The organism is Thermanaerothrix solaris (assembly GCF_032334255.1).
GTDB lineage: Bacteria > Chloroflexota > Anaerolineae > Anaerolineales > Anaerolineaceae > Thermanaerothrix > Thermanaerothrix solaris.
The window spans coordinates 998,921-1,023,330 of the sequence record NZ_JAUHMF010000001.1; the positions used below are offsets into that span (position 1 = coordinate 998,921).

The 24,410-nt window shown below is 53.2% G+C and carries 21 protein-coding genes; 9 read left to right on the forward strand and 12 right to left on the reverse strand.

Going from position 1 to position 24,410, the window contains the following annotated elements; all coding sequences use genetic code 11:
- Positions 1–17 precede the first annotated feature (17 nt).
- Positions 18–764, reverse strand: a complete 747-nt coding sequence (locus QYE77_RS04445) for an ABC transporter ATP-binding protein (protein WP_315624165.1) — start codon at positions 762–764, stop codon at positions 18–20.
- A 32-nt stretch (positions 765–796) separates the two neighbouring features.
- On the reverse strand, positions 797–1,384 hold the full coding sequence (locus tag QYE77_RS04450; RefSeq protein WP_315624166.1) for a PadR family transcriptional regulator: 588 nt from the start codon (positions 1,382–1,384) through the stop codon (positions 797–799).
- A 227-nt stretch (positions 1,385–1,611) separates the two neighbouring features.
- Between QYE77_RS04450 and QYE77_RS04455 the strand changes: the two genes are divergently transcribed.
- The 8 genes from QYE77_RS04455 to QYE77_RS04490 all read left to right on the forward strand — a co-directional run bounded on the left by QYE77_RS04455 (position 1,612) and on the right by QYE77_RS04490 (position 10,880).
- Complete coding sequence (locus QYE77_RS04455) at positions 1,612–2,700, forward strand: LacI family DNA-binding transcriptional regulator (RefSeq protein ID WP_315624168.1); 1,089 nt, start codon at positions 1,612–1,614, stop codon at positions 2,698–2,700.
- A gap of 177 nt (positions 2,701–2,877) precedes the next feature.
- Positions 2,878–4,200, forward strand: coding sequence for an ABC transporter substrate-binding protein (locus QYE77_RS04460; protein ID WP_315624169.1), 1,323 nt, complete (start codon positions 2,878–2,880; stop codon positions 4,198–4,200).
- Positions 4,201–4,266: 66 nt separating this feature from the next.
- Positions 4,267–5,232, forward strand: coding sequence for a carbohydrate ABC transporter permease (locus QYE77_RS04465; RefSeq protein WP_315624170.1), 966 nt, complete (start codon positions 4,267–4,269; stop codon positions 5,230–5,232).
- Positions 5,233–5,244: 12 nt separating this feature from the next.
- Positions 5,245–6,180 carry a carbohydrate ABC transporter permease gene (locus QYE77_RS04470; RefSeq protein WP_315624171.1) on the forward strand — a complete coding sequence of 312 codons (936 nt, stop codon included), beginning with the start codon at positions 5,245–5,247 and terminating at the stop codon, positions 6,178–6,180.
- A 6-nt stretch (positions 6,181–6,186) separates the two neighbouring features.
- On the forward strand, positions 6,187–8,400 hold the full coding sequence (locus QYE77_RS04475) for a glycoside hydrolase family 65 protein (RefSeq protein WP_315624172.1): 2,214 nt from the start codon (positions 6,187–6,189) through the stop codon (positions 8,398–8,400).
- Positions 8,397–9,050 (forward strand): beta-phosphoglucomutase, encoded by a 654-nt coding sequence (pgmB, locus tag QYE77_RS04480; RefSeq protein WP_315624173.1) that lies wholly within the window; start codon positions 8,397–8,399, stop codon positions 9,048–9,050. The genes QYE77_RS04475 and pgmB overlap by 4 nt, the downstream gene beginning before the upstream one ends.
- Before the next feature lie 104 nt (positions 9,051–9,154).
- Positions 9,155–10,267, forward strand: a complete 1,113-nt coding sequence (locus QYE77_RS04485; protein WP_315624174.1) for a glycosyltransferase family protein — start codon at positions 9,155–9,157, stop codon at positions 10,265–10,267.
- Complete coding sequence (locus tag QYE77_RS04490) at positions 10,251–10,880, forward strand: IMPACT family protein (protein WP_315624175.1); 630 nt, start codon at positions 10,251–10,253, stop codon at positions 10,878–10,880. The genes QYE77_RS04485 and QYE77_RS04490 overlap by 17 nt, the downstream gene beginning before the upstream one ends.
- Before the next feature lie 54 nt (positions 10,881–10,934).
- On the opposite strand, the gene gpmA is transcribed toward QYE77_RS04490, so the two are convergent.
- Positions 10,935–11,687, reverse strand: a complete 753-nt coding sequence (gene gpmA / locus QYE77_RS04495; RefSeq protein WP_315624176.1) for a 2,3-diphosphoglycerate-dependent phosphoglycerate mutase — start codon at positions 11,685–11,687, stop codon at positions 10,935–10,937.
- Positions 11,688–11,894: 207 nt separating this feature from the next.
- Here gpmA and QYE77_RS04500 point away from each other — a divergent pair, with 207 nt between their 5' ends.
- On the forward strand, positions 11,895–12,686 hold the full coding sequence (locus QYE77_RS04500) for a YdcF family protein (protein WP_315624177.1): 792 nt from the start codon (positions 11,895–11,897) through the stop codon (positions 12,684–12,686).
- A 3-nt stretch (positions 12,687–12,689) separates the two neighbouring features.
- On the opposite strand, the gene QYE77_RS04505 is transcribed toward QYE77_RS04500, so the two are convergent.
- The 9 genes from QYE77_RS04505 to QYE77_RS04545 form a co-directional block, all read right to left on the reverse strand.
- Positions 12,690–13,928, reverse strand: a complete 1,239-nt coding sequence (locus QYE77_RS04505; RefSeq protein ID WP_315624178.1) for a lycopene cyclase family protein — start codon at positions 13,926–13,928, stop codon at positions 12,690–12,692.
- 79 nt (positions 13,929–14,007) lie between these two features.
- The gene (locus tag QYE77_RS04510) at positions 14,008–16,812 is read right to left on the reverse strand and encodes a molybdopterin-dependent oxidoreductase (protein ID WP_315624179.1); all 2,805 of its coding nucleotides are present in this window, start codon (positions 16,810–16,812) and stop codon (positions 14,008–14,010) included.
- Positions 16,809–17,705 carry an FAD binding domain-containing protein gene (locus QYE77_RS04515; protein WP_315624180.1) on the reverse strand — a complete coding sequence of 299 codons (897 nt, stop codon included), beginning with the start codon at positions 17,703–17,705 and terminating at the stop codon, positions 16,809–16,811. Before QYE77_RS04515 ends, QYE77_RS04510 begins: the two co-directional genes overlap by 4 nt.
- Positions 17,706–17,826: 121 nt before the next feature.
- Positions 17,827–19,419, reverse strand: coding sequence for an ABC transporter ATP-binding protein (locus tag QYE77_RS04520; protein WP_315624181.1), 1,593 nt, complete (start codon positions 19,417–19,419; stop codon positions 17,827–17,829).
- 80 nt (positions 19,420–19,499) lie between these two features.
- Positions 19,500–20,519: a BMP family protein gene (locus QYE77_RS04525; RefSeq protein ID WP_315624182.1), complete on the reverse strand. Its 1,020-nt coding sequence runs from the start codon at positions 20,517–20,519 to the stop codon at positions 19,500–19,502.
- A gap of 108 nt (positions 20,520–20,627) precedes the next feature.
- Positions 20,628–21,560: an ABC transporter permease gene (locus QYE77_RS04530; RefSeq protein WP_315624184.1), complete on the reverse strand. Its 933-nt coding sequence runs from the start codon at positions 21,558–21,560 to the stop codon at positions 20,628–20,630.
- Positions 21,553–22,632, reverse strand: coding sequence for an ABC transporter permease (locus QYE77_RS04535; RefSeq protein WP_315624185.1), 1,080 nt, complete (start codon positions 22,630–22,632; stop codon positions 21,553–21,555). The genes QYE77_RS04530 and QYE77_RS04535 overlap by 8 nt, the downstream gene beginning before the upstream one ends.
- 311 nt (positions 22,633–22,943) lie before the next feature.
- On the reverse strand, positions 22,944–23,714 hold the full coding sequence (locus QYE77_RS04540) for a SpoIIE family protein phosphatase (RefSeq protein WP_315624186.1): 771 nt from the start codon (positions 23,712–23,714) through the stop codon (positions 22,944–22,946).
- 18 nt (positions 23,715–23,732) lie between these two features.
- On the reverse strand, positions 23,733–24,392 hold the full coding sequence (locus QYE77_RS04545; protein ID WP_315624187.1) for a class I SAM-dependent methyltransferase: 660 nt from the start codon (positions 24,390–24,392) through the stop codon (positions 23,733–23,735).
- Positions 24,393–24,410 lie beyond the last annotated feature (18 nt).

Here is a 24,410-nt window from a genome sequence, read left to right on the forward strand (position 1 = left end):
TCCTTTTCGCCACCGAATTAATCACCGATTTCTTTCATCTTGCCGACAACCAAATCCACCTGCTCGCCATTACGGCGTTCCATTACCGTTTCGTCCACAATCTGACCATCTTTGAGGAATACAATTCGGTCCGCATACGCGGCGATGCGGGGATCGTGAGTGACCAACAAGATGGTACGTCCCCATTCCGAGGAAATCTGCCGTAACAACATAGCGATATCTTCGGAAGCTCGCGAATCGAGGTTACCGGTGGGTTCATCGGCCAAGATGATTGCCGGGTCACTGGCTAACGCACGGGCTATTGCAACCCGCTGCTGTTCACCTCCGGAGAGCTCGGAGGGTTTGTGATTGAGGCGTTGCCCTAATCCCACCCGTTCCAGCCACTCTCGAGCACGCTTGAATGCTTCATCACTCCGCGTCCCATCCAGGATCATCGGTAAAGCAGCATTTTCCAGTGCATTGAGCACCGGGATAAGGTTGAAAAACTGAAAGATAAAGCCCATCTTTCGCCGCCGCAAGGCAGTGACCTGGTCATCGCTTAACTGGGTCAAATTTTCGCCATCAACGATCACCGTGCCTGAGGTAGGACGATCTAAACCGCCAATTAGGTGAAGTAGAGTGGATTTTCCACAGCCGCTAGGGCCCATCACCGCAACAAATTCCCCCGGCTGGATGGTGAGGTTGATCCCCTTCAGCGCATGGACTGCTGTTAGGCCTTGGCCATAAATCTTGACCAGATTTTGAGTCAAAACAATGGGTTCCATAATGAATTCCTCCTTAAAGTATTTTCTCTTTTTTATTTCTCGCCCTTGGTGGGTCGGCCACGTGGCCGGAGTTCTGGCTCTGGGACGGGTTGTTTGCGTACCTCATCCAGCCGGGCTTCTATCATATCCAACCACCGCAAATCGGCTTCCAGATGCATAACCGCCTGATCCAGCAAAAGAATATGAGCGAGTGAGGTTGAAGGATCCAGCGTCATTCGCAAGGCAGCCAAACGGTGCAATTCCTGAAAGAGACTAGCGCGTTGGGTGTAGATCAAACGCCGCGGATCGGCCTGACCTGTGGCCAGGGCGAGCATTAACTTGAGGAAAAACTCATCCCGTTGAGGTTCTGCCCGAACTGGTGATTCAAACCAACGTCGCAATTCTTCCTGACCGGCCGGCGTAATCGCATAACGGCGCTTTTCCGGGGTCTCGCCCGCAGCGCTTTCATCTTCGGTAATCAAACCGCTTTCCTTAAGCCGTAGCAAGGTGGTATACACCTGCGCAGGTTTCAGATTCCAGGTTTCACGCCCACCGGCCAAGGCCTGAAACGCCTGCAGCAGTTCATAACCATAACGACTGCGCTGGCTGAGCAATCCCAAAATAGCATTACGTACCGACATATAAAATACTCATCCGTTATCTAAAAAACTTGGCGAAAATATATAACAGATTACTATTTTTGTCAATGGATTTGATTTCCTCAAATAGGATAAGTTTTTGAACCTTATCGTCATTAATTCACCCCGGAGATTTCTCGTCAACCGCTTGACTTTGTTACCTGAACCTGCTACAATGAATGCGAACGTTCGCGCGAACGTTCGCATTAAAACCTCAGAGCATCCGTCCCATGGCCAAGAATCGGGTTACTCTCAAAGATGTTGCCCAGCGTGCCGGGGTCTCGTATCAGACCGTATCCAAATTGATCAACCGGCAGATCCGCCTTGCCGAGGAGACCGAGCAGCGCATCTGGCAAGCCATTCAGGACCTTGGCTATACGCCACACTACAATGCCCGCAGCCTGCGTGCCCAACGTAGTTTCACCATTGGGTACTCTTGGCCCCCTTCTCCACCGGACGAAACCAACCCTATCCTCGATCAATTCCTCCAGAGCATGTTCGTTGCCGCCGAGGCGCGTGGATATTATCTCTTGATGTTCCCCTATCATTATGAAGTCGAGAAACAAATTGCCGCCTACGCCGACTTGATTGACGCCGGACGCGTGGATGGTTTTATCCTCTCCAGCGTTGAATACGACGATCCGCGCATTCGATATCTACAAGAACGGAATTTCCCCTTTGTAGCCTTCGGAAGGTCCAATCCCGAGTGGGTCTTTCCGTGCATTGATGTGGACGGTGGGCAAGGGTTGTATGAGGTCACTCAGCATCTCATCGCCTTGGGACATCACCGTATTGCCGTCCTGGCTTGGCCGCGCGAATCGCGGGTCGGAAATAACCGCCTTGAGGGCTATTTCAAAGCAATGGCAGAAGCTGCCATTCCGATAGATGAAAACTTGATCCTACGGGGTGAGGGAAAATTGGATTTTGGATATCGTGCCACCCAGCAGTTACTCAGCCTTTCCCTCACCCAACGTCCGACGGCCATTGTAGCGCTTAATGACTATATGGCTATCGGCGCCATGCAAGCCGCACAAGAACAGGGAATGCGGATCGGCGAAGATCTCGCCATTTCGGGTTTTGACGACATTCCTCTTGCGCGCTATCTCACACCCCCTTTGACCTCAATTCGCCAGCCGATTTGGGAGATCGGTCAACATGTGATTCAACGCCTGATAGACATTATTGAAAACGGACAAATCCCTGAACCCCAATGTTTGCTTGTTCCCCCCACCTTAATTGTGCGTGCTTCAACCGATCCAAAGGTTAAAGCCAGTCCTTTCTCCCGAACTGCAACTCAAAAGGAGGTGATCAGCCGTTAGACAAACTCATCTTGCCCGCTTTTTCCCAACTTATAGAACTGGAGCCACCCTTCTCCCCGCCAGGGCTTGTCAGGGTGGCCCCCGCAAGCACGGCATAGGCCGGCTTGTGGGTTTGAGTATAACACAACCATTCCCTCAAATAAACCACCAGGTCGCAAAATATCGAGGAGGAGAACCATGAAAGGCTTTCGTTTGACCCTGTTTATAACGGCGCTAGTAGCCCTTTTGCTAGCCGCCTGCGCGCCGGCTACCCCCCAGGTGATAGAAAAGACGGTCGAGGTTGAGAAACAGGTTGTGGTGACCCAAGAAGTGGTCAAGGAAGTACCTGCAGAACGCGCCGTCGTTCGCCTTTCCGGTTGGGCTGCCAGCCCTGAGGAGACGGCCTTACTCCAATCCTTGCTCTTGGACTTCACCGCCGAGAATCCTGACATTGTGGTCAAGTATGAGCCTATCACGGGAGATTTTTGGGCTACGTTGAAGACCTCCATTGCCGCCGGGACCGAACCCGATATTTACTACATGGATATCTTCCAATTTCCGGCTTTCGTCCAGGACGATGTCATGCTGCCACTGGATGATTTCATGGCCAAGACTGGTACCAAGAAAGAGGATTTTATCCCCTCGCTCATTGATGCCTTCTCAGCGAACGGCAAGGTATACGGCATCCCCAAGGACTTCAATACCCTGGGGCTGTTTTACAATAAAGATCTCTTTGCCAAAGCCGGTCTGGCCGAACCCACCGATGATTGGACCTGGGATGACCTGAAAGCCGCCGCTCAAAAACTCTCCGATCCGGCTAACAATGTGTATGGCTTGGGCGTACCGGCAGATGCGGGACGCTTCCCCATCTTTGTCTTCCAAAACGGCGGTTCCATCATGACCCCCGATTTTCAGGACACCCTGTTAGACGCACCTGAGGCCATCGAAGCCGGCAAATTCTACACCTCATTCCGTGCTGAAAAAATCGGCGCCATCCCCGCCGATGTCGGGGAAGGATGGCAGGGGACTGTTTTCGGCAAAGGGCAATTCGCTATGGTCTACGAAGGGGGTTGGCTCATCCCTTATCTGAAGCAACAGTTCCCCAACATCAATTACGGCGTGGTCACACCTCCGGCCGGTCCTAAAGGCGAGGGCAATTTGATCTTCACCGTGGCTTACGTCATTTCCAAGAACAGCAAGAATCCCGAAGCTGCCTGGCGTGTGATCAACTACCTAACCAGTGAAGCCGCTCAGAGGAAAGTCATGGAAAGCGGTTTTGCCCTCCCCACCCGCCTCTCACTCCAGGAAAGCGACTACCTTAAAACCAATCCAGCGTCAGCCGCGATCTTCCGCGGCGCCCTACAGGGTGCCCGCCCCTTCATGTGGGGGCTGGTCGGCTCGGATGTGAATGATCAAATGACCAAAGCCCTGGAGCGCGTCTATCTTGAAAACATGTCGGTTGAAGAGTCCTTCAAACAAGCCGCCGAAGCCATCCGTCAGAAACTGGCCGAATTGAAATAGTGATGGGCATTGGGAGGGGATAGTCACTCCTATCCCCTCCCCCTAATAACCAGGAGGGATTCCAGGATGACCACGCCCTCGACCACCTCGGTGATATTAACCGCACGTCAAAAAGCACGGCGGCGCCGCGAAGCCTTAACGGCTTATACCTTTCTTTTGCCATATCTTTTCATCTTTCTGATCTTCACCGTTTTCTCTATCGGATATGCCTTTTATCTCTCATTCACCCGCTATAACCTTCTCAGCCCACCCCAATGGTGGGGATTGGAGGGTTATCGCCGCGTCCTGTGCATTGAATCCTGGTTTCCACGTCCTGAAAATGCTCCCAAGCCGGTCTGCGATGATCTCTTCATCCGCAAGGCACTGCCAAACACCTTCAAGTACACTGCTATCGTCGTACCAACACAGACTCTGATCAGCCTGGTCCTGGCTTTCGCCATGGATCAGAAGATCCGCTTTCGCCGCCTCTTTCGCACGATCTTCTATCTGCCCTCAGTCACATCGTCGGTGGTTATCTCGCTCATCTTTGTTTGGTTGTTCAGCCCGCTGGGGGTGATCAATCAAATCTTTCACCTGAAAATCAACTGGCTCAACGATCCCCGCTACGCCTTTTACACCATCATGATGGTGAACATCTTTACTACCAGCGGTACGTTAATGCTCATCTTTCTGGCCGGTCTACAGGATATTCCCATCACCCTTTATGAGGCCGCCGCCATTGATGGAGCCAATAAATTCCAGATCTTCCGCTATATCACCATTCCCATGCTGCGCCCGGTAATCTTCTTCGTTGTAACCGTAGGCATCATCGGCTGTTTTCAGGTCTTTGATCAAATTTATGTGATGACCGCCGGTGGGCCGCTCGACTCCACCACCACTATTGCTTATCTAATTTATAAATGGGCATTCCGGGATACTACGGTTAAAATGGGCCAGGCCTCAGCGCTGGCATTCATCCTTGCCCTTATTATTTTTGTTGTGACCATGCTCCAGCGTCGCGTCATCGAAGGAAGCGGCAGTGTTAACCAGTAAAGGGAATGAGTTATGGCAACGATAAGTCACGCCCAACCCCGTATGCTCTCGTGGAGCGACCGCTTGATTTTGTGGTACGACCACCTTAAGACGCCTCTTTTCTACCTGATCTTAATCCTATGGGCGATTATTTGTATCGCACCACTTTACTTCACGCTGGTCTTCAGCCTAAAGCCGGTGGCAAATGCTTATGATCCGCCACTCTTCTGGCCAATTCCCTTTACCTTGGAAAACTTCCGTGACGTCATCGGTGCGCTTCCACTCTTCCCGCGCTGGTTGCTCAACAGCCTGATCGTATCGCTCACCGTGACCATCTTGCGCATTTTCTTCTGCGCAATGGGTGGATACGCCTTTGCGCGTATGGAGTTCCCCTTAAAAGGATTCTTGTTCAATGCCATGCTGGTCTCAATGATGATCCCGGGACAGGTAACGCTGATCCCTGCCTTCCTGGTGGTCGGCCCGGGCATCATCCGTGGCGGATTGAAACTGGGTGATATCACCCTCCCCACCGGCTTTGGGTTAATAGATAACCTGGGCGGGGTCATCCTGCCCGGTATTGTCACCGCCTTCGGGGTATTTATGATGACCCAGTTCTACAAAAGCCTGCCTCGTGAATTAGAAGAAGCGGCAATGATAGATGGGCTGGGACGCTGGGGCATTTTCTTCCGCATTGTCCTCCCCCTAAGCCAGACTCAACTCTTGACCCTGGCGCTCTTAACGTTCCAAGGCGAGTGGAATGCCTTTATGTGGCCCTTGATCATCCTGCGCACTCCCGAAAACTTCACTCTTCCACTAGGATTAAATTGGTTCCGCGGTGAGTACTATACCTTGATCTCCAAGGTACTGGCCGGGTCGCTATTCAATACTCTTCCTATCCTCATTTTGTTCTTTATTTTCCAACGTTATTTTGTTCAAAGCATTGCCGGTAGTGGCTTAAAAGAGGGATAAGCAACCATGCAAACATCCACAATTCACCCCCTTTGGTGCATCGAACAATCCCATTTTGACCCTCAGACCCAACGTCATTGGGAAACCGTTTTCACCACTGGCAACGGACTGTTCTGCGCACGTGGTGTGTTTGAAGAAGGCTACCGCGGGGAAGAACGCGCCGCCTTCATGCACGGCATTTTCGATGACGTCCCCGTGCACTTTACCGAGTTGGTCAACCTTCCCGATGCGTTAGAATTGGAGATTTTTCTAGATGGCGAACGATTCTCGTTGGGACAAGGTGAAATATTGGCGTTTCATCGTTGGTTGGATATGCGCACCGGACTTTTGGAACGCGAGGTTCATTGGCGCAGTCCCCGGGGGCGCACCACCCGGCTTCACTTCGCCCGCTTTATCAGCCTGGCCGATCCTCACCTCATGATCATTCGCTTTTCCGTTCACCCATTGGATTATCAAGGCGAGATTGAAGTTCGGGCAGGTCTTAACGGCGAGGTGGATAACCTTCAGTTTAAACATTGGGATTGGCAAGCCCAAGCGACATCGCAGCAACAAGCCTGGCTGGTGTGCTCAACCCGCAAAACTAACCTGCCAATTGCCCTGGGAGCCTATCTCCACGTTGAGAGTCACACTATCGTTGAGCGTGCTGGCTGGGATGTGCGCAATCACCCGGTGTTAGTAGCCCGCACGTTGGCCTCACCCGAAAACCTGATCAGCGGCGAAAAAATCGTCTATATCTACAGCGGGCGAGAAGCCCCCAACCCTCAAGACGTGGTGCAATCCCGTCTGGCTCAAACTCATGCGCCCTTATGGGAACAGGCCTGGTCAGAACACGCTCGGGCTTGGGAGCGCGAATGGGATGCCTGTGATGTCATCATCGAAGGGGACGAGGAAGCACAGCGTGCGGTTCGCTTTAGCATTTTCCAGTTACTGATTGCCGCACCGCGCCAGGACGAGAAGGTCAGCATCGGGGCCAAAACCCTCAGTGGCTACGGTTATCGGGGGCATGTCTTTTGGGATACCGAAATTTTTATGCTCCCCCTCTTCACCTACACCCGCCCTGAAATTGCCCGCAATCTCCTCTCTTATCGCTGGCACACTCTAGATGGGGCGCGACGCAAGGCTCAACGCAACGGTTATAAAGGCGCCCAGTACCCTTGGGAAAGCGCAGCCACCGGAGATGAGGTCACTCCCACCTGGGTGCCCCATTACGCCGACCCCACCCAGTTGATCCGCATTTGGACCGGGGATATTGAGATACACATATCTGCCGACATCGCCTATGCCATTTATCAATATTGGCGCATCACTGGCGACGATGCGTTCATGCGCGACCGAGGTGCTGAAATAATTTTAGATACTGCACGCTTCTGGGCCAGCCGTGCGGAGTGGAATCCCAACCTGAACCGCTACGAATACACCAATGTCATTGGTCCTGATGAGTACCATGATCATGTAGATAATAATGCCTATACAAACTACCTGGCACGCTGGCATCTGCAAATTGCCCTCAATATTCTGGAATGGCTGAGAGATCACGCTCCTGACCGTCATGCCGACCTGATTCACCGTTTAGAACTGACCCCTGCCGAACTTACCCGTTGGCAGGACGTCATTCACAAGTTGTACTGTCCCCTCGATCCCCAAACCGGTCTGATCGAGCAATTTGAGGGTTACTTCCAACGTAAAGATGTGCGACTCGCCGACCTGGAACCGCGGAATGTCTCCATTCAGGTACTCTTTGGGATCGAGGGCGCCAACGAAACCCAAGCGATCAAGCAACCCGATGTGCTCATGCTGCTCTACCTATTGCCCGAACTCTTCAACGCCGAGGTAGTACACGCCAATTATGCGTATTACACGCCGCGCACCGACCACACGTATGGTTCTTCGCTCGGGCCATCCATCCAGGCCATTATGGCATGCCGTGTCGGCCGCCCTGATGAAGCCTATGAGCATTTCATGCGCGCCGCCCGTGCCGATTTAGACAATGTGCGCGGCAACGCTGAAGATGGAATTCACGGTGCCTCTGCGGGTGGGGTTTGGCAGGCGGTTGTATTTGGTTTCGCCGGATTGCAGGTTTCAGAGACCGGATGGGGCCTCAAACCGGCCTTGCCATCCCATTGGAAGCGCGTGGCGTTCAAGTTCATGTGGCATGGACAATCCATTTGTACTGAGATAACACCGCACTCTCCGCCTTCAATTCACCAGGTGATTTCATGATACGCGCCTTCATTTTCGATTTGGATGGTGTGCTGACCGATACCTCTGAATTTCACTATTTGGCTTGGAAACGCCTAGCGGATGAAGAGGGCATACCATTTACCCGGGAGGACAACGAAGCCTTGCGCGGGGTATCGCGGCACGAATCGCTGCGTCTGCTTCTCAAGGGACGGACCCTACCTCCTGCACAGTTTGAGGAATGGGCCGAACGCAAGAATCGCTACTACCTCGAACTAATCAATCAGATTTCCCCGCGCAACCTTTTGCCCGGTGCTGTGGAATTTCTCCAGGCACTCCAAAAAGCCGGGCTGAAGCGCGCCATCGCCTCTTCAAGCAAGAACGCGCGCCTCGTGGTTGAGCGCCTCAATCTGCTCCCCTGGGTAGATGTTCTGGTAGACGGAACGATGGTTGATCGGAGCAAACCCGCACCAGATCTCTTTCTCAAAGCCGCGGAACTGCTCGGTGAACATCCCGAAGCCTGTGTGGTCGTGGAAGACGCCGAAGCCGGGATCGAAGCTGCCCGCGCCGCCGGGATGCGCGTCATCGGCATCGGTCCCTACGAGCGGGTGGGCAAAGCCGATCTGGTTATCTCGGGGTTGAATGCTTTGGGTCCCGAAGAAATTTTGAGGCGACTGGAAAGAAACGCCTGAATACCGGCTTCTTCCTCCTCATCGCGTTGAAACCCCATCGGACGGGGTTTCAACGCTATATCAGGTAAAATTGAGCCATCACAATCCTAACAGGTGAGCACAGAATGGCTTCACTGAGGCTGGCTTATTTTATTTCTTCGCACGGATTCGGTCACGCCGCTCGCGCCGCGGCGGTCATGGAAAGAATAAAGACCATTTGTCCCGAGACTCACTTTGACATTTTCACCCATGTGCCGCAGTGGTTTTTTGCCGACACGTTAGGCAATGGGTTCACCTATCACGCCTACGCTTCAGACATTGGCATTGTCCAACGGTCTCCCTGGGAGGAGGATCTATCGGCAACTCTCACCATGCTCTCACAGCGCCTTCCTTTCCCAATTGACGAGGTCACCCTCTTAAGTGAACAGGTTCGTGATGTGGGTTGTCAAGCCATACTCTGCGATATTGCGCCATTGGGTATTGCAGTGGCCGAAAGTGCAGGATTACCCTCCTTCCTGATCGAAAACTTCACCTGGGATTGGATCCTAGAGGGCTATTTGGACCAAGAGCCGCGCTTTGCCCCCTTCATTGAGCATTTTCGCACCTGGTTCTCACGCGCCAGTTATCACCTTCAGACCATTCCGGTGTGCGAACTGCGCCCCTGCCACCTACGCACGCCACCGGTCAGCCGCAGCCCTAAACATTCCCGAGCCGAGATACGCGCACTTTTGAATATCCCGGAGCAAGCCCCTACCGTGTTGATCACAATGGGGGGGATCGAGCATCATTACCATGCGCTTACAGCGCTCAAGCAATACCCAAAGGTCACGTTTATTATCCCAGGAAGTGCTACTCACCCGACCCAAGAGGATAACCTCATTCTTCTACCCCATCGAAGTGGTTTTTATCACCCTGATTTGCTCTTCGCCAGCGATGTTGTCATCGGCAAGGTGGGATATAGCACCATTGCAGAGACCTATCACGCCGGCATTCCATTTGGTTACGCCATCCGCGAGCATTTCCGTGAATCCGCGCCCTTGGCTGAATTCATTCGCCAGAATATGCCCTCCCTTCCCATCCCCACCTCCGAGTTTTTGGACGGTACTTGGGTCAAACATCTACCGGAGTTACTGGCATTACCCCGCCGCAAGCCATCCTCCATGTCCCCCAACGGCGCCATGCAGATTGCTTTTTTCATCCTCGAACAATTAGGGGTGAACCATGTGGGTACCGCTTGAGCCGGCTCGCGCTCATTTGGTGATTTCGAAATCCCGGTTCATCGCTTCGCTCTACCCCGTCCATTCTGAAAGCGAGGTGCGCACAGTCCTGGCTAAGATACGCACCGAACTCCCAGGGGCTTCCCACCATCCTTACGCGTACGTTTTGGGCGGCGCTATCCACCAGGAACATTCCTCGGATGATGGTGAGCCCGGGGGTACCGCCGGTCGCCCGATCTTACAGGCATTGAAATCCCGCGAGGTGGAAGACGCGGTTTTGATTGTGACCCGTTACTTTGGTGGTATTAAACTGGGCACCGCTGGATTGGCGCGCGCCTATCGCGAGGCTGCCCTTCAGGTTTTGGAGATTGCATCCCTGGGGCAGAAAGTACGCGTTACCATTCTCAGCCTGGGTATTCCATACTCCTGGTATGAGTACGTCGAGAAGCAACTGCCCCACTTCAACGCTCATCTCTTAACCAGAGAATTCACAACTGAAGTGCACCTCACCTTAGCGATTCCCCACGACACCATCACCTCCTTTCTGACGTTCATCGAAACCAGCACGCGTGGTCAAGCCCAGGCAACGGTTTTGGAAGAGAATGTAGAGCGTATTGTTCCGGTACAAAAATAAAAAAGGACGAGGCTCAACGCCTCGCCTTTTTCTCCTCTTACCTTACTGCCACCCTTACTGCTGCTTGGCTTCGGCCTGCTTAGCCACCGCTTCCGCCGCGGCGCGCACGGTCTCCTCATCGGCCAGGTAGCGCCGCGAAATGACCTTGAGGTCTTTATCCAAGGAATAGGCTAATGGAATACCGGTGGGAATGTTGAGTTCAGGTATATCTTGGTCGGAAATGTTATCCAGATATTTCACCAGTGCCCGCAGGCTGTTGCCATGTGCTACAATCAACACTCGCTGACCTGCCTGAAGGCGTGGAGCAATTTTCTCGTGCCAGTAAGGCAGTACACGCTCAAGGGTCATCTTCAGGGATTCGCATGCCGGCAGCAGTTTTGGATCCACATGCTTATAGCGCGGGTCAAAGCGAGGATGCCGTGGGTCATCCCAATCGAGAGGTGGCGGAGGAACATCATAACTACGGCGCCAGAGATGGACTTGCTCTTTGCCATATTTAAGGGTCATCTCGGCTTTGTTCAGACCCTGCAGTGCCCCGTAGTGCCGTTCGTTCAATTGCCAGGCAATTTCATAGGGCAAATACATCAAGTCCATCTCATCCAGAATGATCCACAGAGTGCGAATGGCGCGCTTTAGCACCGAGGTGAATGCGATATCAAACTCAAATTTTTCCGCCAGCAACTGCCGCCCAGCCCAGCGTGCTTCTTCTTTCCCCTGCTCAGTCAGGTCAACATCGGTCCAACCGGTAAAACGGTTTTCCATATTCCAAACGCTCTGCCCATGACGCACGAGTACTAGATTCTCCATTTCTACACCTCTCCTTTCCGGCCTAAGATTAGGATAAGCACCCTGTAATTGCTCGTGAAAATTTACACAAAACAATTATACTTCAAAAACCGATCCATTGGCTTAGATTTTACCGCGATTCTTTTCTCTTGACGGCCCTAAATCCACACTCATCACCGATTTCGATTACAATCAAGGCTCAGAATGATCTGCAAATAAGGGCTTATTATGTTTGTTTTCCTTTCAAAGTTCCTGCCCCTTTTTGTTTATCCGCTTGGACTGGCATGCGTACTCTTGATCCTGGCGCTCATCCGTTCATCAACGCGGATAAGGTCATACCTTATTTCCGGTGCACTTATTCTCCTCTGGTTGGGTGGCAACCGCTGGGTCGCCTACAGTCTGGCGCGTTCCCTTGAATGGCGCTACTTGCCGCCAGACGAGATTCCCCCAGCTGAAGCCATTGTCGTTCTGGGCGGCGGTACCGAAGCCCCATCTTATCCCCGTTTGTTTGTCGAGGTCAATGGCGCCGGTGACCGCGTTATTTTCGCTGCCCGCCTTTATAAACAAGGGAAAGCACCCTTCATCTTGCTCAGCGGCGGCTATATCACCTGGCTGAGCCAGCGCGGTAGTACTCCAGCGGAAGAGATGGCCGATCTCTTGACCCTGATAGGTATCCCCTCAGAGGCTTTATGGTTACAACCCCATTCTCAGAACACCCACGAAGACGCTGTCTTCTCGGCTGAAATCTTGCGCCAAAAAGGCGTTCACCGCATTATTTTAGTCACATCCGCCCAGCACATGCCGCGCTCGGTAGCCTTATTTAAACATCAGGGTTTTGAGGTCATCCCTGCCCCCACCGATTTCAACGTGACCGAAAACACCTGGCGCGATCTCTGGCGCTTTGACCCACCCAGCCTATTGATCAACCTGTTGCCCACCGCCGATAACTTAGGCTTAACCACCAGCAGTCTCAAGGAGTACCTGGGTTTGCTGATCTATCGTCTTCAAGGTTGGCTCTAGCAGTTAGAGACGTTGTGCGATATACACCCGCCACAATGCCTGTAAAAATGGCCCAGGTGGTAAAGAAGCTAAAACTTGCAAACACTCCCCCCAACTGGCTTGCTCATCCAGGAAGCGAAAGATTCTCCAAGCCGGATTATTGCGGAACAACTGCATGAAGATATCCGCCATTCGATCGCCATGGCGCGACATGACCTGCAGCATAATCCGATCAAAGACGTGAAATCGCCTTGGTACTCGGGAAAGCGCAAAGGGATGACCACGGGTAATCAGTGAACGGACAATGGCCGCGCTATCGGCCTGGATGCGCATAAACGCATAACCACTGGAAGGCTTGACCAATCCACCTTTGGTACCAATGTTTAAAATACGATGCCCGACCCTGCGCGCAAAAGGGTGGTCGGTCATCGGGATGATTCCTCGCTCCTGTTCAAGGATGCGATAGCCCTGCACCCGGAGCACCTCTTGGAGATACATTCGCAGAGCCTCATCATAAGCCTGATCGTCCAAAAGTGCAGCAGAGAAGAGAGTATATTCCACCAAAGCCTGGTTGGTGCTCCAGGGCAGGACGTACATAAACCGCATGGCACCGTCTTGCGGGGTGCGGAAATCAAATAGCGTTCCTTGGCCTGGGTCAAAGATGGCTCGATCAGTTTCAATCACCCAGCCCTTAAAGTGCTGCCATAGATAATGATAGCGCTGGGGTTGGGGCTTCCAGGACGAAAATGAAAACGTGCTATCAAAGCCCCACCCACCCCGATGCTCACGCCCCTCAACTACCACCGTGACCCCATCGGCGTCCTGGTTGACCGCCTCAATTTCACCCTGAATAAATGTCACGTTTGCATACTTTTTCAGTTCCGAGAGGATGAAACGATAATAATCTGCGCCACGGATCATGTGATAGGTATAATCGCCCAGATCCAAGTCTAGCCGTTCTTTCCAATGGATCACGCTTAACTGCGGCCAAGAATGAAAATAAATCGGCTCAAACACCTCGGTACGGCGACTCCAAAAACACCATGTGCGATCATTACGGTTTTTTTCTTCCCTGTCCACGATCAGGATACGCCGATCACTGAGCGGGCTCTGCACCATATGATAAGCCAGCGATAACCCCGCCGCCCCTGCCCCAAGGATGACATAATCATATGGTTTCGTAACGTCCGATGGTAGATGAGATGCCATATAAATAGATTTTACCCTTTTGAGCAGTACTTCAGGGCGATCAAGGTTGTACACCTATCAAACTCCGGGATCTTTAACATAAAGCGGGTCAGGGTTTATGCCTGACCCGCCTTCAGTGTGCCCACTGGTTGCGTCAACAGTTATTGAGGGCTTTGCAAATCATTTCTTGATCCACCGGCAAGCGATCCACCCGCACACCCACCGCATTATAAATGGCATTTGTGATAGCAGCAGGTGTTGGGATCAACACAATTTCCCCCACTCCCTTGGCCCCGTAAGGGCCTTCTTCCACAGGATGTTCCACCACAAACGAGATAATCTCAGGGGTGTGAACGATGGAAGGGGTGCGATACCGCGCCAAGCGATCCGTTACAACATGTCCCTCTTTGACGATAAAGTTCTCGGTCAGGGCATGTCCGATGCCCATGATTGCACCACCTTCAATCTGTCCACGCAAGCCTAAGGGGTTGATGGCATACCCGACATCATTGGCGATGATCATGCGCAACACCTTTACCTCACCAGTGCGGGTATTGACCTCCACCTCCGCCGCCTGCGCCGCAAATGAGAAGGCGAAATGCATATCCCCACCTTCACCCAGCGGGCGTGTTGCAGGCGCCCAATAAGTATAGGAGGTGACCGGCGGCCGACCGCTCGCCAACATTTCCTCCGCTACCTGCTGCAAGGACAAAGTATGACCGTTGATTTGAGCCAGCCCCTCAACGAAGCGAATTTGCTCCGGTGGCACATCGTAGCGCTCAGAAAGTTCGCTGGTGAGCAATTCCTTAAGCGCACGCGCCGCGTAGCGCACGGCATTTCCGGTCACAAAGGTCTGACGCGAGGCTGTCGTTGGTCCGCCATCCGGCGTCAAATCGGTGTCCATAAGTAGCACATCAATGCGCTTGGGCGATTGGTTCAATTCTTCGGCGGCGATCAATTGTAATACCGTTGGGAGGCCCTGTCCTAATTCCGCCGATGAGGTGCGCACCTGGAACGTGCCATCACGGCGTAACTCTACCTCAGCGCCAGCTTTGTCCGGAGCACCACCACCCAGACCGGTGTTCTTATACCCTACCGCAAACCCCCATGCCCGCACCAAATGGGGTGCGCCTGGCACCGGTTTGGGCGCAAAAGGATTGGGACCACCTAAGCGGCGCATTTCTGCCTCTACCTTCTCAATGCACTCTAACAACCCCACGCTCTGACGCAACACCTGGCCGGTATTGGTAACACTGCCGACCCGCAAGGCATTTTTGCGCCGCAATTCGACCGGGTCTATCCCCAAGCGTTCGGCCAACATATCCATGATGCTCTCAATCGCAAACGCCGACTGCATCACCCCAAAACCGCGAAACGCCCCAGCGGGGGGATTATTCGTGTACATGGCATAGCAGTCCGCTTTAACATGGGGGACTTCATACGGCCCAGAGGAGTGCGTGGTTGCCCGCGTCATCACCTTCTCGCCTAACGACGCATAAGCACCGGTGTCACCGTAGAGTTCGGTTTCCACGGCCGTCAACCGTCCGTCTAATTTTGCTCCTACTTTGACCCGAATCTGGGTGGCGTGGCGTTTGGGATGAACGATGAGTGATTCGTGACGATCAAAGAGCAATTTAACCGGTCGGCCAGTGGCATGGGCCAAAAGTGCAGCATGGATTTGCCCTGCAATATCTTCCTTACCGCCAAAGCCACCCCCCATCAATTGACCAACCACATGTACCCGCGATTCCGGCCAGCCCAACGCACGAGCAATCTGCTGACGATCCGCATAGGGAATTTGAGAACCCACATACACTTCCATCCGTCCATCCGGGGTCGGACGGGCAATGCTGCACTCTGGCTCCAAAAAGGCATGATCGTGCATCGGGGTGAAAAAGGTGTGCTCAAGGATGACATCTGCTTCGGCAAATCCTTGCTCAACATCCCCTTTACGCACCTTGATGTGTTTGAGGAGATTACCGTTGGGGTGAATCTTGGGCGCATCTGGTTGAGCCGCCTGCACCGGGTCAGTGATCACCGGTAACGGCTCAAATTCCACCTCAATGAGATCCAACGCCTGGGTGGCAATTTCGCGAGTTTCGGCGGCCACTATTGCAATCGCATCCCCCACGTAACGCACCCGTTCCCCTACCCCTACCATAATCGGCCAGTCATAAATCACCAAACCGTGATTACGCTCACCTGGGATATCCTCTGCTGTCAGCACCGCAACCACGCCGGGCAAAGCCTTGGCCTTGCTCACATCAATGCGTTTGACAATCGCTGAGGGCACCATTGCCCGCTTGACGCGCGCGTGGAGCATCCCCTCGAACTGCAAATCATCGGTGTACTTCGCTCGCCCGGTAACTTTGGCCACGGCATCTGGGCGTGGGTGAACATTGCCTACATACTTGCCCGGCTTCGCAGCAGGGGGGATCTGCGGCGCCTCTACCGGTGTCCCGGTTTTCATTGCCTTAGCCGCCGCCTTGATGGCTTGAAGAATAGACGGATAAGCCCCACAGCGGCACAATGTGTCTTTAAGCGCCGTTTTGATATCCTCATCACTGGGTTCGGGCTTACGCAGAAGCAGGGCATAAGATGTCATGATCTGACCCGGGGTACAAAAGCCGCACTGCAATGCGCCGTACTTGATAAAGGCTTCCTGGAGAGGATGAAGCGCTTCTTCTGAGGGCGATTTTTGCCCCCAATCCACCATCTTGGCCAGGCCTTCAATCGTTAGGACATGTTTGCCCTGCACACGTACCGCCGGATAGGAACATGAGAGCACCGGCTCCCCATCCACCAACACCGTGCAAGCCCCGCATTCCATTTCATTGCAACCAATTTTGGTGCCGGTCAATCCCAGGCGATACCGCAACAAGTCCGAGAGCATCTCTCCCGGTACAACGGGCAGATCCACTTCTTGCCCATTTACCCATAAATGTAACCGCTCGTTCATACCGCCTCCACCACCGAAGGTTCCAGGGTACGTTGCCAGGCTTTTATGACCACTTCTTCCAATAAGACACCACTCAGGTGATAACGATATTCTGCGCTGGCGCGCATTGGGCTACTGCGAAATCGAATCGTCTCACGGATCGCCTGTCGGGCTAAAGCAAACGCCTTCTCATCGCATTGCCGCCCTTTGAAGGCATCCTCCACTGCCACGGCCCGGCGTGGCACCGGGCCAGATGGACCAATGGCAATCCGAATATCCTTGATGATATCCTCATCCCGCTCAATCCAAACCGCGGTATTGAGGATAGGTAATGCCACACCTTGAGGTCGCATCACCCGCCCAAAAGCCGACGCCTGATAAGGTCGGCGCAGAGGGACGTGAAACCCAACCAGGATCTCCCGCCGCAAATCCAACGCGGTTTGTCCCGGCCCTTTGAAAAGATTTTCCAAAGGCTCCAAACGTCGCCCCTCCAGGCTGGCAACCTCAGCCCGCGCATCCAGGGCCAGCAAAGCGATCATGCCATCTGCCGCCGGCAAGGCATGGGCTACGTTTCCCCCCAAAGTAGCCGAATTGCGCACCTGTGGGCCGCCAATCTGACCGCATGCCTCCGCTACCGCCAGCGCATGATAACGCACCAGCGGTGATTCGGCGATCTGGCTTACCGGTACCGCAGCTCCAATGAAAAGATATTCCTTGCTTTCTTCCAGCCTTTTCAGTTCGGGGATATGTGTGATGTCAACCAGCGTGTGAACCGGCTCGTGCTCCCCCTGCTGGATTTCCAACAGCAGGTCAGTTCCACCCGCCACCGGTAGGGCGGGCTCAGGAGCACTACTCAGGACGTGTAAGGCTTCCTCAATCGAATAAACCAGAACATAGTTGTTCCAAAAGCGCATAGGATCGGTGGACTCCTTTCGTTTGACGGCGGCACTTTTCGACGGGCTCACCGGCCCGACGCCGACAGCCACCCGAGAGACTGCCGACCACCGATTCCTGAGATTTGGGGTTGTTTATTTATTATAGACGAATTTTCTCCAAATGGTGCTGCCCTCCTTCACGCACGCCAGCCATCATCAGCCCCAATTGTTCTGCGGTCGCGCTTGGACCATCCACGATGCCGACAATTTCGCCCTCATAGATGACCGCAATGCGATCCGAAAGGGCACGAATTTCATCCAGGTCTTCCGAAATCAAAAGAATTGCCGTCCCTGCCTGGCGTTGCTCGAGCAGACGTTGGTGGATATACTCGGTGGCGCCAATATCTACCCCACGCGTGGGCTGTGAGGCGATTAAAACTTTTGGTCGTCGCGAGAGTTCACGGGCCAAAATAAGTTTTTGAATGTTTCCACCCGAAAGGTTCTTGACCGGGGTATCCACCGAGGGTGTTTTGACATTATATTCATTGACCAGCCGACCTGAAACCTCACGAATGGCGTTAAAGTTCAAAAATATGTTGCGCGAAAACGGTGGTTTATGGTGGTCCTCAAGGATCAAATTATCCGCCACACTAAATTCTTTGATGGTGCCATCGCGCAGTCGCTCTTCCGGGATATAAGATTGGCCCAATGCAATCCGCACTCCGGGTGGTTCATGGGTGACATCCTGCCCGCAAAGCAAAATGCGCCCCGCTTTTACCGGGCGCAACCCTGCTAACGCCTCCGCCAATTCACGCTGACCGTTGCCCGAAACCCCGGCCAGCCCCAAAATCTCACCCGCACGCACCTCAAGTGAAATACCGCGCACAGCATCTTGTCCACGATCGCCACCCACGACGAGATTCTCGATCGCCAACCGTACCTCACCTAACTGTGCTGTCGGGCGTTCATACTGCAAAATGACCGGGCGGCCGACCATCATTTGGGCCAATTCAATTTTATTGGTTTCCTTGGTAGGACGCGATCCCACCACTCGCCCATCTCGCAACACGGTCACCCGATCACTGATGGCCAATACCTCATGCAGTTTGTGTGAGATAAAAATCAATGCATGCCCATTCTGAGCCATCTGGCGCAAGGTGCGGAAGAGATCCTCGACCTCCTGAGGAGTGAGCACTGCCGTAGGCTCGTCAAGGATCAGCAATGCTGCGCCGCGATAGAGGGCTTTAATGATCTCCACACGCTGTTGCTCTCCGACTGCCAATTGCCACACATAGGCCTTGGGATCAACCTTTAAGCCGTATTGCTCGCTCAACTCACGAATGCGTTTTTCTACGCGGTCCAGGTCTAACAAAATCCCGCGCGAAGATTTCAAACCCAGGGCAACGTTTTCAACTACCGTCAATGATGGCACCAGCATAAAGTGCTGGTGGATCATGCCTATTCCGGCGCGGATTGCGTCTTGGGGGGAATTAAAATGTTGTTCCACCCCGTTGATCAGAATTTTGCCCGCATCAGGGCGGTACAACCCATATAATTGGCGCATTAGTGTGGTTTTACCCGCACCATTTTCGCCCAGCAAGGCATGAATCTCGCCCGCGCGAACGTCAAAATCCACATGATCATTAGCCAGCACGCCCGGAAAGCGCTTGACAATACCAATCATGCGCATTTCTTCAATGCGCGCATGGCCTGTAGGCAAACGACCATCAAGACCAATCGTCTGAGTGCTCATCCTCACCCGCAATCCATTTCATTCAATCCCGGGGTGGGTGCGACCCTGGAGGGGCCGCACCCGCACAACGACAAAACCTTTTAGTAGGGCAACGGTTTGATTGTACCGTCAATGATGCCCTTGATCACCTCATCAGCCTTCGCCTTGATCTCTGCTGGCACCGGCACGCGGTCATTGTATTTGATGGTCAAACCACCATTTGCAAGGGTCAAGGTGTAAGCCACACCACCCAACGTGCCAGCCTTGCGCTTGGCGATCATGTCCTTGATGATGCCAGTGTAATCGTAAACCTGGTTGGCAACGACGATATCCGGACCAAGGCTGGTCTGATCCCATTGCTGACCGAACCACTTGGCGCCCTTCTCCTTTGCCACACCAATGGCACCCACCACCGACTGCGATGAGCCGGTCAGCATATCCGCACCCGCTGCAATGTGGGTCTCCGCCGCCGCAGCCATCAGCGAAACATCCGAGAACGAACCGGTGTAAGTCACCTGAACCTTCACGTCCGGTCGTGCTTGCTCGGCTCCGTACTTGAAACCATCCACATAGGTCTTGGCATCACCAGCCTCTACCGGGCCGCACACGCCGAGGACGCCGGTCTTAGACATCAACGCAGCGATGGTGCCCAACACATAGCCACCCTGTTCCGCGGCCGGGTTGTAAGCAAAAACGTTCTTAATCCCTTGATCCGCAAAGGTATCCGTTGCCGTACCCCAGGCAAAACTTGTGTTGGGGAATTCCGGCGCGATCTGTGCCACCGAGGTTCCATATTGAGAACCATGAGCAATCACAATATCGTACCCTTGAGAGGCATAATCACGGATCGCTGCTGCGGCATCCGGCACCTTAAACATGTTTTCCGAGTAAGCGATTTCCATCTTGGATGGGCCACCCATTTCCTGTTGCACCTTGACCAGTGCCTCATACATGCCCTGGCTAAATGCCATATCCGTGATTGAAGAGGGCATAACAATGGCCACGCGGAGTGGTTTTTCAGGTGCTTGAGTTGGGGTTGGCGTCGCTGCTGGCGCGCATGCGCTGAGGAATAAAGCGACCAAAACGACCAGCATGAGCAAGCGAGAGAACACAGACTTCATGGTTTCACCTCCTGAGTGGTTCGGAAAAAGGTTTGACAGGTCAATTCATACCGGCTTAAGCGACTTGACTTCTCCTCCTACCTAATTAGAATAAACCACCTCCTTCCATTAGAACTCACCACGCTCAAAGGGCTTGCCCAATGCATCCGGCATCGCCGCACGGCGGACCGAGATTGCCAATGCCAGAATCGTCATCGCATAGGGAAGCATCACCGCAAAGTCATAGGGGAAATTCACACCCAGAACCTGTAACCATAATTGTAGCGCATTGACAAAACTGAACAAGAGAGCGCCTCCTAAGATGCCCAAAGGACGCCAACTACCAAAATAAACTAAGGCAATGGCAATGAACCCCATGCCGCTGGTCATATTCTCCTGAAAGAGGTTGATCAGAGAGATAGATAAGGATGCACCGGCGATCCCAGCCAATGTTCCACCCAACGTCACCGTGATATAACGGATCAAATCCACATTGATACCCAATGTATCCGCCGCCTGAGGGTTTTGTCCTACCGCACGGATCATCAATCCGAAAGGCGTCCGATAAAGGACAAAACTGGCTAAAGGCACCAAAAGAAACGCCCCATAGACTAAAATATTGTGGTTAAATAACACATCCCCAAGATAGGGGATATTACCCAAAAGGGGAATTCTCACCGGCTGGAATCCACTGATGGATTCCACCCCACTCATTGTCTTCTTGAACAGCAAACTGGAAAGGCCCAACCCAAACATGTAAAGACCGATACCGCTGATCCCCTGTTCGGCCTTCAGCGTTACACTCACCAGGGCCATGAGCAATCCCATCAGCATACCCACCGCCGCCGCTGCCAGCAACCCCAGCCAAACATTCCCAGTTCGCATCCCCACAAAGAAGCCACTGAATGCCCCCATCAGCATTATCCCATCCACACCCAGGTTGTAAACACCCGAGTTTTGAGCAAAAGCCTCACCAATCGCAGCATACAGATAGGGGGTTGCCAACCTCAAGCCCGAATAAATGATCCCCAAAATGACCGGAACGGTAAAGAGATCACTCATAGGTCTCTCTCCTGCGGGCGCGGCGCACGGCCCAGATGCGACTGCTAACCACAAACAATACAATCAATCCCATTAGCGTATCCACAAAGGCTGAAGGGACTTGAACAGCGCGCTGTAATTTATCCGCACCAACCAAAAGCCCCCCAAATAGCACCGAGGCCGGTATGGTGCCCAAGGGGTGCAAATTGCCAAAAAGGGCGGCTACGATACCCGAAAAGCCATACCCTCCTGAGAGGCCTTCCATCATACGCCGCTGCACCCCCATGACCTCGACAGCACCGGCTAGACCAGCGAATGCCCCGCCCAAGATAATCGCCAGGGCTTGGTAAACCGGCACCGGAATCCCGGCGTAGCGTGCTGCGCGTGGATTCAGCCCCACCGCGCGAATACGATAGCCGATGGTGGTACGCCAGAGGAAGATATAGACCAATATCGCCATCACCAGCGCCAGAACACTACCCGCGTGTAACAGTGTCTGCGGCACCAGACGCGGCAGCCAGGCTTGGCGGGGTAATAAAGCCGATTGTGCTATGCGTGTACCCGCCTCAATTTCTGCCGGGTCAATCATCGGGCCGCGCAAGAGGTAGTTAGAGAGTTGGAGGGCGATCGCATTCATCATTATCGTACTGAGAATTTCATTAACTCCCAAGCGAGCCTTCAATACCCCTGGCACTGCCCCCCATAACGCCCCACTGAGTGTTCCTACCAGCAGACACAGTGGAAGTAAAAGCCACCCAGGTGCTTGGTTCAACGAGAGCGCCAGCGCCGTCGCCGAAAGCGCACCGACAATAATCTGCCCCTCGCCGCCGATATTAATGACCCCCCCGCGGAAAGCGATTGTAATTCCCAACCCCACTAGTAAAAGGGGGGTTGCCTTGACTAAGGTTTGAGTGATGCTAAATGTACTTCCGACCGCCCCCTGTACCAAAGCCGCAAAAGCCACCCCAGGGTTGGCACGGAGCAATAGCAAGATCAGCGCCCCAATCACCAGTGCCACCGGTACGGCTAATAGCGGCAGGATAGCCTCAAAGACTTGATTGAGGGTACGTTTAATCTCAGACCGCTGGGGCATTAACCGTCTTCCTTTCGATCAAATTTTTCAAACGCACGCTAGGGGAAACGATAAAGCGGGTGACTTACCAATAAGGCGAGCGGCGACGCAGAACACCGGCTAGCTACTAATTATAACGAAATATCAGACAATTACAAAGTGACAAATGTCGTAAATTTCTTTATTTCTCTCCCAAATTGTCATACAAGTTGACCGAACAAGTTTTATGATGTACTTTCGGTCGCATGAAATAATGCGCCTCCGCTTCGCCTCATCCCCAACCCACCCAGAACAAAACCAGGGTTTATTCCGACTGTCATGGGGATTCAAATTTACTCGCCTTCGTCCTCATCTTGTGAGAGCAAGACACTCTCCGTCGCTGAAAGATAATCTGCCGCGGTAGCCAAGGGCAAACGCACCACCAGACGCCGCACCTGATCGCTTTCGCGCCGTACCACGCGCAGCACCACCACACTCATGTCATCATTCGGACGACCATGATCTAACCGAATGGCTTGAGAAAGTAGGGTATCGGCCAGAACCTGAGCCTCAGGATCTTGCTCTTCAAGCATCGCTTCCAGAACCGTGCAAATATCCAGCGTACGCCCGTATTGACTACCGGCTTTGCTTATTCCATCGGTATGCATGACGACGGTAGTACCCGCTTCCAATGGAATCTCGGTGATGGCCGGTCGAATGTTCCGGGCCACACCGATGGGTTGATCTACGCCCGAGATACACTCGACCTGATCTTGATGGGCAACATAGATCGGCGTAGGGTTATTGTGAGTGAGAACGAGCGTGTGGGTCTGTAAATCCGCGCTCAAAATACTTAGATAAACCGCTGCCTGCCCATTCCGTTCGGTATAGAGAAAGTCCGATGCTGCACGGGCTGCCGCACCATCACGTACCCCTTCCGCCAGTAAACTTATCACCTTGTGCACTACCAAGCTGGAAACAACCTTGGCTTGACGCCCCGACGCCTGACCATCGCATAAAACTACCGAGAGCCCACCATTGGGGCGTTCTACCACTTCAAGGGTATCCCCACTCTCCTGAGAACCATATTTGGTCGCCTTCGCCACCGCAATTTGTATTTCCATCGCCAGCCACCTGCCTGATTATTCTAGAACGTTTGCTTCTGCAATTGCAAGATCAGAAGGTTTTTGGGCCACCAAAACCAATAACCGATCCCCATTATAATCGCTATTTTCCCAAGTGACGTTCACGTAATTTAAGTCAAGCAGGTGAGCGGTAATGGAATCACACACCGAAGGCAGCCAGGGGCCCTGCGATGTGACACGAAACAACCAGCGTAAAAAACGCGCATAAGGGCTATTACCACCCAGTCTACTTCCCAATAGAATAACTAAACGACCACCTGGGCGTAAAATCCGCCAGATACCCTCCAAGGTCGGTGTCGCCAAGATAAAGGCGCCTGGAAACGTCGCTACGACACAATCGAAGCACTCGCAAGCAAAGGGAAGCGTCTCAGCCCGGCCCCGAACCAGATTGAAGACCAAACCGGCCCGTTGCAAACGGTTGCGCGCCATTTTGATCATGGGCATACTCTCATCAACCCCAAAAGTTGAAAAACCTGCCGCGTTTAACTCGACCTGCAAATGGCCTGGACCAAACCCAATTTCCAATACCCGCAACCCGCGGATAAAAGGAAGGATTGTACGCACCCAATGCCGCCAGCGTCCAACAGAGACAACATGGGCAACCCAATCGTAAGCCCAAGCAAAAGGATGATAAAGCAACCAGAAAATGCGTTCCATAAGGTATACTTTACCTGC